Source organism: Streptomyces sp. CLCI03, assembly GCF_053615355.1.
Genome location: NZ_CM132132.1, coordinates 8,227,375 through 8,244,449 on the forward strand (window position 1 = coordinate 8,227,375; position 17,075 = coordinate 8,244,449).

General features: G+C 72.1%; 14 protein-coding genes and 1 pseudogene. 5 read left to right on the plus strand and 10 right to left on the minus strand.

Translation table 11 applies throughout. The annotated features are described in order from the left end of the window. Window positions 1-81 precede the first annotated feature (81 nt). The 7 genes and pseudogenes from ACWG52_RS38035 to ACWG52_RS38065 all read right to left on the minus strand — a co-directional run. Window positions 82-465 (minus strand): annotated as a pseudogene (locus tag ACWG52_RS38035) (nuclear transport factor 2 family protein); the annotation flags it as partial. Between the two features lie 523 nt (window positions 466-988). Beyond that, complete coding sequence (locus ACWG52_RS38040; protein WP_389806181.1) at window positions 989-3,094, minus strand: xanthine dehydrogenase family protein molybdopterin-binding subunit; 2,106 nt, start codon at window positions 3,092-3,094, stop codon at window positions 989-991. Between the two features lie 39 nt (window positions 3,095-3,133). After that, the gene (locus ACWG52_RS38045; RefSeq protein ID WP_390168632.1) at window positions 3,134-4,141 is read right to left on the minus strand and encodes an FAD binding domain-containing protein; all 1,008 of its coding nucleotides are present in this window, start codon (window positions 4,139-4,141) and stop codon (window positions 3,134-3,136) included. After that, window positions 4,138-4,695, minus strand: coding sequence for a (2Fe-2S)-binding protein (locus ACWG52_RS38050; RefSeq protein ID WP_389806177.1), 558 nt, complete (start codon window positions 4,693-4,695; stop codon window positions 4,138-4,140). Before ACWG52_RS38050 ends, ACWG52_RS38045 begins: the two co-directional genes overlap by 4 nt. Before the next feature lie 163 nt (window positions 4,696-4,858). Then, the gene (locus ACWG52_RS38055) at window positions 4,859-5,272 is read right to left on the minus strand and encodes a hypothetical protein (RefSeq protein ID WP_389806175.1); all 414 of its coding nucleotides are present in this window, start codon (window positions 5,270-5,272) and stop codon (window positions 4,859-4,861) included. Window positions 5,273-5,583: 311 nt separating this feature from the next. Then, a complete protein-coding gene (locus ACWG52_RS38060) occupies window positions 5,584-6,084 on the minus strand; it encodes a GNAT family N-acetyltransferase (protein ID WP_389806173.1) in 501 nt (166 codons plus the stop codon). A gap of 593 nt (window positions 6,085-6,677) precedes the next feature. Beyond that, the gene (locus ACWG52_RS38065) at window positions 6,678-7,613 is read right to left on the minus strand and encodes a helix-turn-helix transcriptional regulator (RefSeq protein WP_453127297.1); all 936 of its coding nucleotides are present in this window, start codon (window positions 7,611-7,613) and stop codon (window positions 6,678-6,680) included. Between the two features lie 154 nt (window positions 7,614-7,767). Here ACWG52_RS38065 and ACWG52_RS38070 point away from each other — a divergent pair, with 154 nt between their 5' ends. From ACWG52_RS38070 to ACWG52_RS38090, 5 genes are all read left to right on the plus strand, one after another. Next, window positions 7,768-8,334, plus strand: a complete 567-nt coding sequence (locus tag ACWG52_RS38070; protein ID WP_389806170.1) for an NIPSNAP family protein — start codon at window positions 7,768-7,770, stop codon at window positions 8,332-8,334. A 70-nt stretch (window positions 8,335-8,404) separates the two neighbouring features. Next, entirely contained in the window at window positions 8,405-9,859 is a 1,455-nt protein-coding gene (locus ACWG52_RS38075; protein WP_453127299.1) for an RNB domain-containing ribonuclease, read from the plus strand. A gap of 83 nt (window positions 9,860-9,942) precedes the next feature. Continuing rightward, the gene (locus tag ACWG52_RS38080) at window positions 9,943-10,221 is read left to right on the plus strand and encodes a hypothetical protein (protein WP_389806167.1); all 279 of its coding nucleotides are present in this window, start codon (window positions 9,943-9,945) and stop codon (window positions 10,219-10,221) included. Between the two features lie 335 nt (window positions 10,222-10,556). Further along, window positions 10,557-11,864, plus strand: coding sequence for a fibronectin type III domain-containing protein (locus ACWG52_RS38085; protein WP_453127301.1), 1,308 nt, complete (start codon window positions 10,557-10,559; stop codon window positions 11,862-11,864). 57 nt (window positions 11,865-11,921) lie between these two features. Further along, on the plus strand, window positions 11,922-12,668 hold the full coding sequence (locus tag ACWG52_RS38090; RefSeq protein ID WP_051763656.1) for a lytic polysaccharide monooxygenase auxiliary activity family 9 protein: 747 nt from the start codon (window positions 11,922-11,924) through the stop codon (window positions 12,666-12,668). A 96-nt stretch (window positions 12,669-12,764) separates the two neighbouring features. Here ACWG52_RS38090 and ACWG52_RS38095 read toward each other — a convergent pair whose 3' ends face one another. From ACWG52_RS38095 to ACWG52_RS38105, 3 genes are all read right to left on the minus strand, one after another. Then, entirely contained in the window at window positions 12,765-13,418 is a 654-nt protein-coding gene (locus tag ACWG52_RS38095; protein WP_389806162.1) for an HAD family hydrolase, read from the minus strand. A gap of 263 nt (window positions 13,419-13,681) precedes the next feature. Continuing rightward, complete coding sequence (locus tag ACWG52_RS38100; RefSeq protein ID WP_389806161.1) at window positions 13,682-14,098, minus strand: cytidine deaminase family protein; 417 nt, start codon at window positions 14,096-14,098, stop codon at window positions 13,682-13,684. Between the two features lie 102 nt (window positions 14,099-14,200). After that, on the minus strand, window positions 14,201-17,023 hold the full coding sequence (locus ACWG52_RS38105) for a glycosyl hydrolase 2 galactose-binding domain-containing protein (protein ID WP_453127304.1): 2,823 nt from the start codon (window positions 17,021-17,023) through the stop codon (window positions 14,201-14,203). Between the last annotated feature and the right edge of the window lie 52 nt (window positions 17,024-17,075).

Consider the following 17,075-nt stretch of genomic DNA (forward strand, 5'->3'; position numbering starts at 1 on the left):
TGAAGCGGACCGCCGCATGACGGTATGCCGGGCCGGGCGCCGCCCCCCGTCACTCGGGAGGCCCCGCAAAGGATCGTTCCTTCAGGAATGCCGGTGATAGGCCTTGTTGGCGATGCGCCAGCCGTCTCCGACGCGGACCAGCAGGAAGATGTCGGTGAACGTGTCCGAGCCGTGCGAGAGCGTCATGGTCGCGGTCGCGACGGTGCCGTGGACATCGACGGCGTCGATACGACGCGACCGGGTCGGTTCGTCGGGGGCCGGCCGGCCCCGGAACAGCGCGCAGTATGCGTCGAGGGGCCACGAGACGAACGCGCCGTCCCGGATCCCTTCGATATGGGCCGAGGGCAGGAACGCGTCCCGGAAGTGGGCGGGGTCGCCGGTGGCGTGTCCGCGGATGTAGGCGTGGAGCGGTACGAGGACGGCGTCGCGCACGGCGGGGGCCGTGGCGGCAACGGCGATGTCGGTGGGGCTGTGGTCGGAGATGGGGTGCGGTGAGGTCATGAGCGTCAGATTGGTGCACGGCAAGCGCTGCGACAAGCGCATATGTCGCAGGCCGGCTGTGCGTGATCCGCATGGCTGTGGGCCTGCGGGCCGGTCGACCGCCCACATGAGTGCGGCGGCACCCGCCAACTGCCAGAAGCCTTCGGCGTGCAGCCGGGGTCCACGAAGGCGAAGGCCGTGCAGATCAGCCACAACACCGGACAGTCGGCCTGCCGAACAGGTCGGCCGGAAGTCGGAGACCGGGAGCGTGGCCACCGCCACGCCGGCGGCCACCGAGGCCCGTCGCAGTGTGCGGCCGGCGCCCTTTCGATCGGGTCCGTGCCCGGGTCCGCTGTCGACCGCCATCGGTTCGCCCCCTCGTGAGTCGCGACTCCGACAGAAGGCACGCCCTGCTCGAACCCGTACCAGCATCTGGGGCGACGTGGGTCCGGCGAAGGCGAACGGATCCGGCCAGGGCGAAGCCACCTGCCGGGGCGTGTGCCGGTCGTCAGCCGAGGGCCGCCAGGACGCGGTCCGGGGTGAGGGGGAGCGTGCGGATCCGACAGCCGGTCGCGTGGTGGAAGGCGTTGCCGATGGCCGCCGCCGTGCCGACGATGCCGATCTCGCCGATGCCCTTGCCGCCCGTCGGGTTGAGGTGCTTGTCGTGCTCGTCCAGCCAGTGCGCCTCGATGTCGGGCACGTCGGCGTGGGCGGGGACGTGGTAGGAGGCGAGGTCGTTCTCGGTGAAGTCCCCGAAAGCCGGGTCCATGGTGCTGTGTTCGGTGAGGGCCATGCCCAGCCCCATCACCATGCCGCCGACGAACTGGGAGCGGGCGGTGAGCGGGTTCAGGATGCGGCCCGCGGCGAAGACGCCCAGGAGCCTGCGGACCCGGACCTCGCCCGTGACGGTGTCGGCCTGCACCTCCGCGAAGTGGGCGCCGAACGCGTGCCGGGCGTACGGGGACTTCTGCTTGGCGGAGGCCGTCGTATCGGCGGGGACGGACACTCCGGCCTCCGGGATCGGGCCGGAGCGGCGGGCGAGCAGGGCGACCAGGCTCGTGCAGGCGTCGTGGACCGCCCAGCCCCAGGACGCCGTACCGGCCGAGCCGCCGGCCACCGAGCCCTGCGGCAGCGAGGAATGCCCGATCTCCACCGTCACCCGGTCCAGGGTGACCCGCAGCGCGTCGGCGGCGATCTGCGCCAGGACGGTGCGGGCGCCGGTGCCGAGGTCGGTGGCGTTGGTCTGCACGAGGTACGTACCGTCGGGGAGGGCGTGCGCCCGCGCCGAGGAGGGGGCGACGTACACCGGGTAGGTGGCGGCGGCGACTCCGGTGCCGATCAGCAGCGGGCCGTCCCGGCGGGGCGTGCGGTGCGCGGCCCAGTCGAACCGGGCGGCCCCCTCCCGCAGGCATTCCACCAGATGGCGGCTGCTGAACGGGCGGCCGCTGTCGGGTTCCGCACCGGGTTCGTTGCGGACGCGCAGCTCGACCGGGTCGATGCCGAGGGCGCAGGCCAGCTCGTCCATGGCCGACTCCAGGGCGTACATGCCGGGGCTCTCGCCCGGTGCCCGCATCCAGGAGGGCGTGGGCACGTCGAGGGGCACGACGCGGTGGGTGGTGAGGAGGGCGGGCGCGTCGTACATGACGCGGGCGGGGACGGCGGCCTGTTCGACGAACTCCCGGACCCGGGAGGTGTGGGTGGTGACCTCGTGGGTGAGGGCGGTGAGCGTGCCGTCCGTACGGGCGCCCAGCCGCACGCGGTGCACGGTGGGCGCGCGGTGGCCGACGACGGCCGCGAGGTGACGCCGGGGCAGGGCGAGGGTGACGGGCCGGCCGGTGTGCCGTGCGGCCATGACGGCGAGGACGACGTGGGGGCGGGGGGTGCCCTTGCACCCGAAGGCACCGCCGACGTGTTCGGAGACCACCGTGACGCGATCGGCGGGCAGTCCGAAGAGGGAGGCCAGTGTGGAGCGTACGAGCCCGGACCCCTGGCTGGAGTCGTACACGGTGAGGGTGTCGGCGTCGGTGTCCCAGTGGGCTGTGGCGGCGTGCGGCTCCATGGGGTGGTTGTGCAGCGGCGGCACGGCGTACGCGCAGTCCACCCGGACCGGCGCGGCGGCGAACGCGGCGGCCACGTCACCCTTCTCGCGGTGCGCCGGATAGCCGCCGTTGACCTGTTCGGGGGTGTAGGCGGCCGGGTGACCGGTGTGCAGCACGGCGTCGTGGGGCTCGACGTCGTAGCGGACGTGGACGGCCGCGGCCGCGGCCCGGGCGGCTTCGAGGCTCTCGGCCACGGCCAGGGCCACGAACCAGCCGCGGTGGGGCACTTCGGGGTCCTGGAGCACGCGCAGGGTGGGATCGTCGCAGGGGCCCAGCCGGGGCGCGTCGTACGGCGTGAGGACGCAGAGGACGCCGGGCAGAGCGAGCGCGCCGGCGGTGTCGACGGCGGTGACGCGTCCACGGGCCACGGAGGCGGGTACCGGCCACGCGTACGCCCGCTCCGGCAGGGCGTACTCGGCTGCGTAGCGGGCCTTGCCCATGACCTTCTCCCGGCCCTCCAGACGGGTGGTCGGGCTGCCGACGGAGGGCGCCGGGGCGGCGGGGCTGGAGTCCATGGCGGGTCCTCGCGATCGGGGGTGGGGCGGAGGGAGGAGTCAGGAGCGGGAGCCGGGGGAGAGGGGACTCCCGGAGAGGGAGGCGAGCACCTCGCAGGCGAGATTGCGGGCGAGCGGGACCTTGAACGCGTTGTCGCGCAGCGGCTCCGCCGCTTCGAGCTCGGCCTGCACGGCCTCCCGTACGGCGCTCTCGGTGGGGGCGGCGCCCAGCAGTCCTTCCTCGGCGACGGTGGCGCGCCATGGCCGGTGGGCGAGCCCGCCGAAGGCGATCGCCACATGACGGACGCGTCCTCCGGAGATGTCGAGCACGGCGGCGACGGAGACGAGCGCGAAGGCGTACGAGGCGCGGTCGCGGGCCTTGCGGTAGCGCGACGGGAGGCCGGCGCGGTCCGGCGGGAGCGTGACAGCCGTGACGATCTCGCCGGGCTCGATGACGGTGTCCCGCTCGGGGTGGTCGCCCGGCAGCCGGTGGAACGCCGTCGCGGGCACCGTGCGGGCGCCGTCGGGGCCCTGGAGTTCGACGGCAGCGTCGAGCGCGACGAGTGCCACGGCCATGTCGGACGGGTGGGTGGCGACGCACTGCGGGGAGTGGCCGAGGACGGCGTGGTCCCGGTGGACTCCGTCGCGGGCACCGCACCCGGTGCCGGGCTCCCGCTTGTTGCAGGGCTTGGTCACGTCCTGGAAGTAGGGGCAGCGGGTGCGCTGGAGCAGGTTGCCGCCGGTGGTGGCGACATTGCGCAGCTGGGCCGAGGCGCCGGCCAGGAGCGCCTCGGACAGCAGCGGGTAGCGGGCGCGGACGAGGGGGTGGAGCGCGACGTCGCTGCCCCGCACCCCGGAGCCGATCCGCAGGCCGCCGTCCGCGGTCTCCGCGACGGAGCCGAGCGGCAGGTCGGCGAGGTCGACGAGCAGGTCGGGGGCTTCGACCCCGAGCTTCATGAGGTCCACGAGGTTGGTGCCGCCGCCGAGGTAGCGCGAGCCGGCCCGCGCGCCGTGGGCGGCGACGGCCTCGGCGAGGCCGGTGGCCCGTACGTACGCGAACGGCTTCACGCGACCACCCTCCCGTCACCGGGCACCTGGTCCGGGGCGTCGGTCCGCGAGAGGGCGGCCACGTCCCGTACGGCGTCCACGATGCGGGGGTACGCGCCACAGCGGCACAGGTTGCCGCTCATCGCCTCCGCGATCCCGGAGCGGCTGAGGTCCGTGGCACCGGGGTCGGCGGCCGCCTCGGCGAGCAGGCCGGCGGCCGAGCAGAGCTGGCCGGGCGTGCAGTAGCCGCACTGGAAGGCGTCCCGTTCGACGAAGGCCTCCTGCAGCGGGTGCAGACCGCCCGTACCGTCACCGCCCAGCCCCTCCACGGTGGTGACCCGGGCGCCGTCGTGGGCGACGGCGAGCAGCAGGCAGCTGTTGGCGCGCCGGCCGCCGACCAGGACGGTGCAGGCGCCGCACTGGCCGTGGTCACAGCCCTTCTTCGCGCCGGTCAGGCCGAGGTGCTCCCGCAGCAGGTCCAGGAGGGTGACCCGGTGGTCCACGTCGAGCTCGTACCGCCGGCCGTTCACATGCAGCCCGACGCCGGAGCGGGTCTCCCGCAGTGGATGCGCCACTTCTGCTCCTTTGCCCAGGAATATCGTTAGACCTCCCCTCGAATAACCGGCCGGAGCGGATCTCACACCTCCCGTGTGGGACAAGCGGGTGCCTGGCGGCGGGGCGGTGGGCCCGTCCCGCGGCCCCGTGGCGTCTCCCACGCCGTCGCGCCACCTCCCCGTGTCACGAAGGTCGATGGTTGAACCAGGCACGGCTTTCCGGCTGGTTGGGGCGGACGATCGCCAGGACCGCCGGCACCAGCCAGGCGAAGCCCAGCAGGGGGATCACCTGGAAGAACGCCCAGCTGAAGGGCAGGGCCGTCCACCCGTAGGCGAAGGCGGACACGCGCAGGTTCCGGCGGCGCGTGGGGAACTTGAGGGCGGAGGTGACACCCCACGCGGAGATCGCGAGGAAGATCAAGCCGGCGAACACGACCATCCCGGCGTGATCCTCGCCCGGCGTGGTGCAACACGGGGTGGACGCGTCACCGTCGCCCCAGACGGAGGTGGCGACGACCACGCTGTTGGTCACCAGAGCGACTCCGAGGAGGGCCTGCCCGCCGCCCAGGACCATCATCAGCACACGCAGGTTCCGCACAGCGTCCGGCATCCGCGCGCCGGGGGGAATCGGCTCGTGGGGGAGTCCTCCCGGCGCACCGGGGCCTCCTGGTCCCACCGGTCCTGGGTTGCCGTTCGCGGGCGGCCGTTGCCAGGGCCGCCGGCCGCCTGATTTCCCGTCGTCCACGCTCATCCTGACGGTCCTTCCGCTGGAGAGGCCACGCACCTGCGCGCCATGCTCCGGTGGCTCCTGCCCACTGTCCAGCCGCAATCCGGCCGGCGCCGCCGCACCCCTGCGACCGGGCCGCTCACCCCCTCGGGCCACGGTACGGAGCCCCACGGGGAGCCTCGCTACAGCGTGAGGCGGTAACGAACCTCGGTGACGGACACCCCGTCGTAGTCGTCTGCCTGGACGGCGCCGTCAGCGGCGTAGCCGGCCCGTTCGTAGAACCGGCGCGCCCGCGCGTTGTCGGCGAGCACCCACAGCAGGACCGAGCCGACACCCTGGGCCCGCGCAACGCCGTGCGCAGCCCGCAGGAGCGAGCGACCGATGCCGGTGCCGATGAGGGAGGGCTGAACGTACAGAGCGTAGAGCTCACCCACGGCCGTGGAGGAGGGTCCGAGGCACGCCCAGCCCACCACCCCACCCCGGGCGTCCACCGCCACCAGATCGGTCGTGACCTTGTCGGGTCCGGTGACGTACTGCCGGCGCCGGTGCGCATCTGCTTCGACCGTCATGCGATCGAGGTAGGACTGGGGCACGATCCCGGCGTACGCGGCCTTCCAGCCGGTCACCCGAACCTCCGAGACAGCCGTGACATCGGCTTCGGTCATCACTCGTACAGTCGACATCGCAGCACAGTACGAGACCCACCACCGCTGCCACCTGCGAATTTCGCGGCGCCCTGCGGCACCGGTCACCCTCCTTCTCGGCTGCGGCGGTCCAGGAACTCGATCAACCGTGTTTCCGAACGGGCGATGCGTTCACGCTGTTCGAGGGGGAGCGAAGCGAGCGCATCGACGAGGACGCGCCTGCGGTGGACGTACACCATGTTCCCCGAATAGATCCGGCACCCCGAGCACCAGGCGAAACCGACGCACCGCTCGAACAGGGCGGACTCGGGCGGGTGGTAGCGGTACTGGTACGAGCGGACGGGCGTCCCGCAAGCGGCGCAGACCCGCCGGTCCCCGTCGGGAACCGTGTCCCAGGTCGAGACCTTGCGCCAATGCTGCCGCCCGGCCGGTGCTCTTCAAGTCGTCATGCCGGCCATCCTCGATCACGCCGAGGCACCCCGTCCACCCGTTTCCGCGCCGCCCGGCCGGCGAGGCCGCTGCTGCTGCACCCGAGCCCGGGCCAGGGCTGACGTGCGGCGCAGCCTGGGGAGCTCCTCGGCGACCTGCTCCGCTCGAACGGCGAGAGCTTCCACGTCCGGGAGACCCCGCGCTCAGGTTCGACTCTCGTAGCGGGACACCAGGGTCCGTGCGGTCGCCGCGATGAGGTCACGCAGTTCGACAGGGGCCACGACCTCGACGTCGGCGCCCAGGCGCAGGAACTCTCCGTGGGCGTGGGCGATCGACTCGATGGGCACCCGGGCCTGAGTCCATCCGTCCCCCGTGGACGTCACACCGAGGCGACGGGCACCTTCCGGGGTGAGCCGCACCAGGGCTTCACCGGTGTGCAGCCGGGCACGGAAGTCGGCCAGATGACTGTTCCAGTGCTCGGCCAGATCGAACCCGTCCGGAACGACGAACTCCTCCTCCAACGGCCGGACCGCGAGGATCTGGTCGACCCGGTAGGTGCGGATCCCGGACGGCCCGCCCGCGACCGAGTACCAGCGGCCCGCCTTGAGCACGAGCCCGTACGGCTCCACCCTGCGCTCGATCTCCTCCGGCGCCCGCCAACGCCGGTACGTCAGGACCACCGCCCGTCGCGCCCATACCGCAGCGGCGACCGAGGCCAGGTGAGGCGTACGGTCGGCGTCGCCGTACCAACCGGGGGCGTCGAGCAGGAAGCACTTCTGGATCCGACCGGCGTCCTCGCGCAGCTCGGCCGGAAGGGCGGCCCGCAGCTTGAGCTGGGCGGTGGCGAGCGCCTCGCCGAGGCCGAGCCCGGCGGCGGCGCCGGGGAGCGCGGCGAGGAACGCCGCCTGCGCCTCGTCCGGGGTGAGTCCGGTGAGCCGGGTCCGGTAGCCGTCGACCAGCCGGTAGCCGCCCGCGTGCCCCGCCGCGCCGTACAGCGGGATGCCGGCGGCGCCGAGCGCCTCGACGTCCCGGTAGACCGTGCGGACGGAGACCTCCAGTTCCTCGGCCAGCTGCTGGGCCGTCATCCGCCCCCGGTTCTGCAGCAGGAGAAGCAGGGTGACCAGTCGGCTCGCGCGCATGCCGCTCAGTATCCACTGACACCGGATGTCAGGAGAGTGCCCCTAGCCTCCGGCGCATGGACGACTTCGACTTCCTGCACGGCTCCTGCGACGACGGCCGCACCTGGGAGCCCAACCGGACCATGGACCTCACCCGCACCGGGAGCGCCGGCGCATGAGCATCGTCGAACTCCGGCAGTACACGCTCCACCCCGGAGCCCGCGAGACGCTGATCGAGTTGTTCGAGCGCGAGTTCGTGACCGGCCAGCGGTCCGTCGGCATCACCGTCGGCGGCCGGTTCCGCGACCTGGACGACCCGGACCGCTTCGTCTGGCTGCGCTCGTTCCCCGACATGACGCGCCGCCGGCACTCGCTGGAGGCCTTCTACAGCGGCCCACTCTGGCGACAGCACCGCGACGCGGCCAACGCCACCATGATCGACAGCGACGACGTCCTGCTGCTGCGCGGCCCGGGCTTCACACCGGAGCCGGGCCTCCGCGAGGTGGTCGCGACCGTCTGTCATCCGTCCGACGCCGCCGCCTTCGACTCGTACGCCGCCCGGCACCTGGGCCCGGGCCATGCGCTGCACCGCACCGAGCACGCCGAGAACGACTACCCCCTCCTGCCCGTCCGCACCGGGGAGGACGTCCGGGTCTGGTTCGGCCCGTCCCAGCCCCCGCCCTGGCCGACCCGGCGGCTGCGGCTCGAACCCGTGACGCCTCAGCCTCGCGGTGGCATCTGACCCTGCCCCGGCATGCCGACCACGACCCGCTCGCCGTGCCGGTCCGTGACCACCGCCTTACGCTCGGGGCATGCGACGCCGCCCGATGCACATGTCCGACGAGGCCCTGGACACCCTGCGTTCCGCGCTGGTGGAGCTCCGTGCGGAGCTGAAGGTCCCCTTGGCCTTCCCCAAGCGCGTACTCAAAGCGGCCGACAAGGCAGCGGCCCAGTCGCACCCGCACCACAAGGACGCCACCCACCTGCCGTTCTTCACCATCGACCCACCGACCTCCAAGGACCTCGACCAGGCCATGCACCTGGAGCGGCGGCCCGGCGGCGGCTTCCGCGTGTACTACGCCATCGCCGACGTGGCCGCGTTCGTCAAGCCCGGCGGCCCCCTGGACGCCGAGGCGCACGACCGGATCGAGAGCCTCTACTTCCCCGACCTCAAGGTGCCCCTTTACCCGCCCGTCCTCTCCGAGGACGCGGCCAGCCTGCTGCCGGACAAGGTCCGCCCGGCCCTCCTCTGGCAGCACGACCTCGACGCCCAGGGCAACGTGACCACATCCTCGGTGAGCCGCGCCATGGTCCGCAGCCGGGCCAAGCTCAGTTACCAGGGCGTCCAGCAGGCCATCGAGGACGGTACGGCCGAGGAGTCCGTCGCACTGCTGCGCGAGATCGGCATGCTGCGGGAGAGCGTCGAGGTCACGCGCGGGGGCATCTCGGTGAACCTGCCGGACCAGGAGGTCACCCTCGACGACGGATCGTTCCGGCTGAGCTACGCGGCGACGCTGCCGGTGGAGGGCTGGAACGAGCAACTCTCCCTCATGACCGGAATGGCCGCGGCCCGGATCATGATCGACAGCGGTACGGGGATCCTGCGTACCCAGAAGGAGCAGGCCGACCAGCACGTGGTCAGGCGCCTGCACGACATCGCCAAGTGCCTGGGCATCGACTGGGGGACCGGTGTCTCGTACGCCGCGCTGGTCCGCACCCTCGACCCGAGGAATCAGAAGCACATGGCCTTCCTCACCGAGGCCACCACCACGATGCTCAAGGCGGAGTACACCGTCTTCCGCGACTTCGGGACGCCCCGGCACACGATGCACGCGACGATCGCGGCCCCGTACACCCACTGCACGGCTCCGCTGCGCCGCCTGGCCGACCGGTACACCGGTGACCTGTGCGTGGCAGCGTGCGCGGACGAACCCCCGCCGAAGTGGGTGCTCGACGCCATGTACTGCCTGCCGTGCGACATGGCACGGGGGAAGGCGGGTGTCGCGGACCGGCAGACCGTGGACCTGGCCGAGGCCGCGGTGCTCATGCACCGCGTGGGCGAGGTGTTCGACGCCGCGGTCATCGACACCGACGCGGAGTGGAACGATCCCCTTGAGGGCAAGGTGTTCCTGGCCGACCCCGCGGTGCTGGCCAAGGTCGCCTCGACCAACGGCCAGAGACTGCGACTCGGCGCGAGCGTCAGGGCAACGCTCAAGCGGGCGGACCCCTCGTCGGACGGCGACAAGGTCCTCTTCACCTTGCCCTGAAGGTCGTTGCGGAGCGTCGAAGCGTGCTGGACGCCCAGCGGCCGCCCCGCGAGGGCGGCCCCGTCCGGTGATGCTGCGTCGAGTTGCAGGACGACTGGGACATCATGGGCAAGGGCGCGGCCGGGCTGCTCGGCAGCGCGCCGTTGCGCCCCGAGTTCCGCATGCTTTCGCCGGACGGGAACGTGCTGTGCTTCGCGACGACGTGGCAACACTCGCTCAGCACCTCGGTGTTGACAGCGCCGCATCGGTCGCGAGTCCTGCGCCGGTTCGCCGAATGGATTGCCCAGGGGGCGATGGACAGCCCGAACGAGCTGCCGCTGAGCACGCAGGTGCGCCGCTGGCTCGACACCTCCTCCGGCTGAACAGGACGGAGACTCGACGACCTCGGTAGCCCGGAGAAGTGCCGCACGACCCGGGCTCGGCCGTCTTCCAGGCGCAGCACCCGCCGCCGGCAACGGAGCGTGATCTTCAGTGTCCGCAGGGTCGGAGGTCGCGGGTAGGGGATCAAGGGCGTCCTAGCCGGACCTTAAGGGACGGATAACAGGCAGCCCGTAGGCCCTCATCGGCCCGTTCCGGCCGCAAACCGCGCTTAGGGTCACGGGTGTTGACCGAGGCACATTCGATGCCGCCGCTGCACCGGCGGATCGGCTTTACCAAGAGGTTTCTGATGTCCCGAAAGCGAATTGCCCTGGCCTGCGTGGCCGTAGTCGTCGGAGTCTGCTCCGTCGTCGTACCCGTTGCAGCCAACGCGGGAGAGGATGAGGGCGGCCTCAGCGCCTCCTGCCGCGTCGCGGACCAGGCCACCGTCTGGTGGGCGTCCGGCGAGGTCTCCCTGGCCAACAAGGTGGACCGGCCCGTACGGGACTGGACCGCCGAGTTCGACGTGTCGCAGGGGCAGGTCACTCTCGACAACCCCTGGGCGTACGAACTCCGCCAGACCGGCAAGCACGTCACCATCAAGCCCATCGCCGACCGCGCCGACGTGGCGGCCAAGGGCAACCGGGCCGTCAAGGTGGGGATCAACCCCGACGGCAAGGGCATACCCAAGATCACCGGATGCAAGGTGAACGGCGCGTCGGGCAACGGGAGCGACACCGGCACGAATACGGCCGTCCCCGCCGACAGCGGATCCTTCGTCAAGGACGACACCGCCGTGCACCTGATGTGGAAGCCGCCCGCCGGCGGCGCCGAGGTCGTGCGCTACGAGGTCTTCCAGAACGGCAAGCAGGTCAAGACCGCCAAGGACACGATGGCGGACATCGAGCGCCTGACCCCCGCCACCCGATACACGTTCAAGGTCCGCGCGGTCCGCGCCGACGGCCGCACCACCGGCTTCAGCAAGGACATCGTGCTCACCACCCTCGCCGCGCCCGGCCAGGACAAGGCGAAGCCGATCATCCCCGCCGACCTGGAGGCGACGGCCTCCGGCCCGTACCAGGCCTCCCTGCGCTGGCGCGCGGCGACCGACGACGTCGCCGTCACCGGCTACCGGATCTACCGCAACGGCGCGAAGGTCCAGGAGGCGGACGCCAAGGCCACCTCGGCCACCGTCTCCGGCCTGACCGCGAGCACCGCCTACCGTTTCAAGGTCACCGCCGTCGACGCCTCCGGCAAGGAGTCCGACCCGACCCGCGAAGCCCAGGTGACGACCACCGCGGTCCCCGACGGCACCAGCGGCAAGGCAGCCCCCGGCGACTTCGCCGCCACCACCGCGACGAAGCAGGACGGCGGCGTCACCCAGCACTACCTGAACCTCGCCTGGTCCGTCCCCCAGGGCGTCGGCCAGATCACCACCTACCAGGTCCACCTGAACGGCAAGCCCGCCCAGACCTTCATGTGGGGCACCGGCGACCCGGTGTTGCCGGTGCCGACGACCAAGGGTTCGCGCGAGGTGCTCGTCGGCTCCCACCCCGGCACGACGTACACCGTGAAGATCCGGGCGCGGCTCGGCGACGGCACGTGGGGCGCGTTCTCCCGCGAGCTGACCGTGAAGACCGGCGGCTGACCGTCCGCCTGCCGCCTCACGCACACGAACGACCCCATGACCAGGAGCGTCCCCCTCATGCGTACGACCCGCCCCACCACCCCCACGTCCCCCGACCCGGTACGGCCCCCGGCCCGCCGCACCGCCGTCCTGCGCCTCACCGCGCTCGTGGCCCTCCCGCTCGCCGTGACCACCCTCGGCTCCGCGCCCGCCTCCGCTCACGGCTCCACCGCCGACCCGGTGAGCCGCAGCGTGGCCTGCACCAAGAACCCGAAGGCGAGCGAGGCCTGCCGGCTGGCCCTCGCCCAGAGCCCCGGCATCCCCGGCGACTGGAAGTCGATCGTCCAGGGCCGCGCCATCGACCACAGCACCCCGACCTCCTCCCCGCAGCACCGCGCCCGCATCGCCGACGGCAAGCTGTGCAGCGCCGGCAACGCACAGTTCTCCGGCCTGGATCTGGCCCGGGACGACTTCCCCTCGACGACACTGCCCGGCGGCGCCGAGTACGACATCCGCTACGACATCAGCGCGCTGCACAACCCGTACCGCATGGAGATGTACGTCACCAAGGACGGCTACGACCCGAAGAAGCCGCTGAAGTGGTCCGACCTGGAGGACACCCCCTTCCTCAGCGCCGACAACACCGCGGCCACGGCGGCACCCTCGGGCTTCCTCGGCGCGAAGGCGTTCACCTTCAAGACGGTGCTCCCCGAGAAGAAGGGCAAGCACCTGATCTACACGATCTGGCACGGCCTGAAGCGGCCCGACGGCTCCTTCCAGAGCGAGGAAGCCTTCTACTCCTGCTCGGACGTCACCTTCAAGTAGGCGGACGCCGGCAGCCCCCCACACCCCCGAGCCCGGGTACCCCCTTCCCCGGGCTCGGGGGGTTCAGCCGTCCCCACCGCGGGCGGTACGGGCAGTTCAGCGGGTCTTCGGCAACCTGGGCTCCGGCTTCGGGGGCGCGGTGGCACTCCTCAGCTGATCGACATGCGTGTAGTGGAGGCCGGTCAGCCCGGCCGCCCGGGCCGCGGCGACGTGGCCCGAGGTGTCGTCGACGAACAGGCAACGCCGCGGTGCCACTCCCACCGCCTGCGCCGCGGCCTCGAACACCCGATGATCGGGTTTGGCCACGCCTATGCGCGCGGTGTTGAGGACCGCGTCGAACGCGTCGGCCAGTCCCAGTGCGGTGAGATCGGCCTCCAGCCGCGTGGTCGCGTTGGACACCAGAACCACCGGTACCCGGCTGCGGATCTCGGTCAGGACCTCCAGGACCGCGGTGTCGACACGGCCGCTCAGCGCCGACCAGCCGCTCACGAGATCCAGCGCTCGGTCCGGCGACCCGCAGGCGTCGGCCAGGTCTTCCGCGACACGCCGGCGCCACTGCTCGTCACTGATCCGTCCGGTGACGGCGGCGTCCAGCAGGGAAGGACGAAACGCGGCTGACGCGAGCGTCCCCTCGGTCAGGCCGGCCCTCCGATCGAGCGCGGACATCCCGTCGGGATCCCACAGGCGCAGAACCCCGTCGAAGTCGCAGAGGACGGCGTCATAGGGTGCATCACTCATGATCCAGATCATGCCAGGCCGTTCTTCGCGCCTGAAGTGCGTTGTATCGCAAGGCAGTTCGTGAGCCGATGGTCCTGGGTGGGCCGGGTGCTGTGGAGGGAGCATGGCTGCTGGTCGAGATGCCGTTTGAGATCATGGGCGGATGCATGCCCCATCATCCGAGCCGGCCGAGGGAGTCTTTCCGACGGCCGAGGTGGAGATCGTCGACTGAGAGAACCGGATGCCGCGCCCGACGTCAGGGCCGAGCCGTGTACGGCTGGGTCGCGTAGGGCGCTTCATGGAGTGTCGACCTGGTGGTCGGCCCAGACGTAACGCTCCGGGAGCAGGTCGGCGACGGAGAACGCCCGGGGGCGGTCGCCCGTGCCGACGATGACCTCGATGGCGGGGAAGTAGTCGAGCAACACCTGGCGGCACCGGCCGCACGGGGGAACGATTCCCCGGTCCCTGTCGCCGACGGCCACGATCGTGTCCAGTTCGTACGCGCCCTGGGCGGCCGCGGCGCCGATGAGGACCAGCTCGGCGCAGGGACCGCCGGTGAAGTGGTAGGCGTTCACCGCGGTGATGATCCGGCCGTCCCGGGCCCGGGCCGCGGCAGCCATGGTGTGGTTGTCGCCGCGGCACCGGGTGCGCGCGACCTCGGTCGCGGCCCGGACGAGTTCGTGGTCGACGGGGTGGGGATCTGCGGTGGTCATCGTCTCAGCCTTCGTAAGGAGTTGGTCGACGTTGACGCGAGGGACACATGATGCGCAAGCGAGTATCGGGCGGGGCGGTCACGCCGGCGCGGGGAACCGGTGTCAGCGAGAGCTCGGGGTGATGTGGGTGGTGGGGGTGTTCCAGCCCGAGATCCGGACCCGAAGCGCCCCACCGGCCGGGCCCGTCGTCCGGTGCTCGGCCGTCAGGACGGCACTCTCACCGGGCCAGAGGCTGATCTGGTTGTCGCTCCAGCGCACCGGCAGCACGGGTGCGCCCCGGCCGTCGACGAGATGCAGATCGGTCAGCAGCGCGGGCGTGTTCCCGCGGCCGGTGTTGCGAAGCGTGACCGTGGTCGTGGAGACGGAGCCGGCGTGGTGCGTCGTGCGAGCGGTCGCGGTCACCGTGGCGGCCGCGAGGGAGTTCAGCCCGGTCAGGTCGCCGTAGCTGGTCGTGGGGGTGTGGTACCAGTCGCCGGCCTCGTGGTCCAGGACATCGGGTCGGGTGGAGAGCCAGTAGACGTTGCGGCTGACCTCGCGGCCGGCGCTGTCGGTGAGCGTGAGCCGGACGAGGTACGTGGAATCCGGCCGGCCCGAGGCGGTGACGACGGCGGGCAGGGTGTCCGCGGTGGTCGTCGCGCCGTCGCCGCCGACCCGTAGCCCGCGCACGGTGCGGTCGTAGAGGGAGGTCCCGGCGGTGTCGAACAGGCTGACCCGAGCGGTCAGTCCGGACGCGGCCGCGGCCCACCGGTTGACGACGGCCACGGTCCGGTCGTCGTAGGAGTACTGGATGTGCAGGGGCTCGTTGGCCTTCTTCGCGCCGTAGTAGGCGCCGCCCTGGTCGAGGAAGCGGTCGACGAGCTGCCAGTGCAGTGAGGTCCAGCCGCTGTTGAACATCCAATAGATCAGCCCGGTCGACGGGGCGGTCGCGTCCGTGGCGTTGCGGGCGTAGGCCTCGAACTGGGCGCGGACGTTCTCGTACTGGCCGAGCTGGGCCTTGGCCACGTAGTCCGACAGGCTGCGCGGCGCGCCGTAGCGGTGCGTGAGGGCCTCGTTGAACAGCTTCAGCGTGTTGAAGGTCCGGGAGGGGGAGCGGTGGTACTGCGGGGCGGCCGGTGACTTCCACAGTGTTTCGAGCTCGGCCGGTGCGAGCGTGCGGCGCAGGGTGTCGAGCGTCGGGATCGAAGGCCCGGCGCTCGTCTCGGAGTTGAAGCCCGTCGCGCCGCCCTCGCGTTTGTCGTACCAGTACGAGGGCGGGACCCAGTCGTAGGGCCCGGTCATCCTCATGCCCGACGGGCCGCTCAGAGCTGTCGTGACGGCGGAGGCGGCCGGGATCACCGGGGTGGGCCAGTCGGCGGCGCGCAGGGCGTCGAGGTAGTCGCGCTCGGTCTGCGCGTCGGGTGCGAAGTCGCTGCCGATGAGGAACGACAGGATGCTGGGGTGGTCGCGCAGCCGGGCGGCCTCGGCGGCCATGGAGGCCCGCGCGGTGAGACGGTCGGCGGTGTTCCACTTCTCGCCCGTACCGGTGGGGTTGACCTGCCCTTCCCATTTGTCGCAGCACTCCCAGCCGGGCAGCGTCAGCATGCCGTGCCGGTCGGCGAGGTCGAAGAACTCGTCCGGCTCGATATGGCCTTCGAGGCGGAACGTGTTCAGACCGGCGTCGAGCGCGGCCTTGATCCGGTCCTCCGCGGCCGTGGTGTCCCAGCGCAGCAGCTGGTCGGCCGACCAGCCGGCACCCCGGATCAGGAGGGGGCGGCCGTTGATCGTGTACCGGCGGGCGCCGGCGGAGTCGAGGGGTGCCCGCACGTCACGGATGCCGAAGGAGTGACGGACGGAGTCCGAGCGGTGGCCGGTCACCGTGGCCGTCAGGCGGAGCTCGTACAGGTTCTGGGGTCCCATCCCGGCGGGCCACCACAGAGCGGGCCGCTCCAGGCGCAGTCGCGGATGGCGGTCCGGGGCGAAGACGAGCGTACGGGTCTCCCGCGCGCGCAGGGTGACGTCCTCACGCAGCACGATCCCGGTACCGCCGATGGCGGCGGTGACGGTCGCGGTGGTGGTCTCCGGCGAGTCGTTGCGCACCCGCGCCTTCACCGTCAGCTCGGCCGAGCCGGGGGCCGGGGACGGGGCGGGTGCCGGTCGCGTGGTCGGCCGGACGGCCGCCCCCACGGCCCCCACCGGGGACGGCACGTGCAGGCTGGTCACCACGTGTGCGTCGTGCAGCGAGACCGCTCCCCGCCGGTGCACCAGGACGTCACGGACGATGCCCATGTTGGCGTCGGGCGGCGGCTGCAGCCAGTCCAGCCAGCCCAGCGTGAGGTGTTTGCGCGGATCGTTGGGCTGGATCCGGAAGGCGACCGTATTGGTGCTGGCCCGCACCAGGCCGGTGATGTCCAGTTCGTGGCGCGTGTACATACCGGCCACCTCGGCGGCCGAGGCCACCCGCCGGCCGTTGACGTACACGTCGGCCGCGGAGACCACCCCGCTGAAGTCCAGCGCGGTGCGTTCCGAGGTGTCGGGGAGCGTGAAGTCGCTGCGGTACCACCACGGATCGGTGAAGTCACTGCGCGGGATGCGCTGCTGGTCGGTGGAGTAGAAGGGGTCCGGGTGCGTGCCGTCGGCGACCAGGGTGGCGAGCACGGTGGAGCGGGGCCCGGCCCGGTGCCAGCCGGCCGTCGCGTACCCGGGCGTGGACACGGCGGCGGCGGTGTCGGGCACCTCGGCCGCCGACCGGATCGCGTAGCCGGCCAGCGACGCGGTCCCGCCCGGCGGAACCGTCGTCGTGGTGGGCGCGGAACGCGGACCGGCCGGGGGCCGGGGGGCCGCGGCCGAGGGCAGGGCGGCCGGGGCGATCAGGAGGCCCAGCAAGGCCAGCGTCACGGCGGCCACCCGGCGTCGCCGGGCGTGGGCGGGGCGGGGGAGCTGGGACACGGCGGTCTCCGGGGGAGCTGGTCGGACGGTCACGTGACGCGGAGATCAGGTG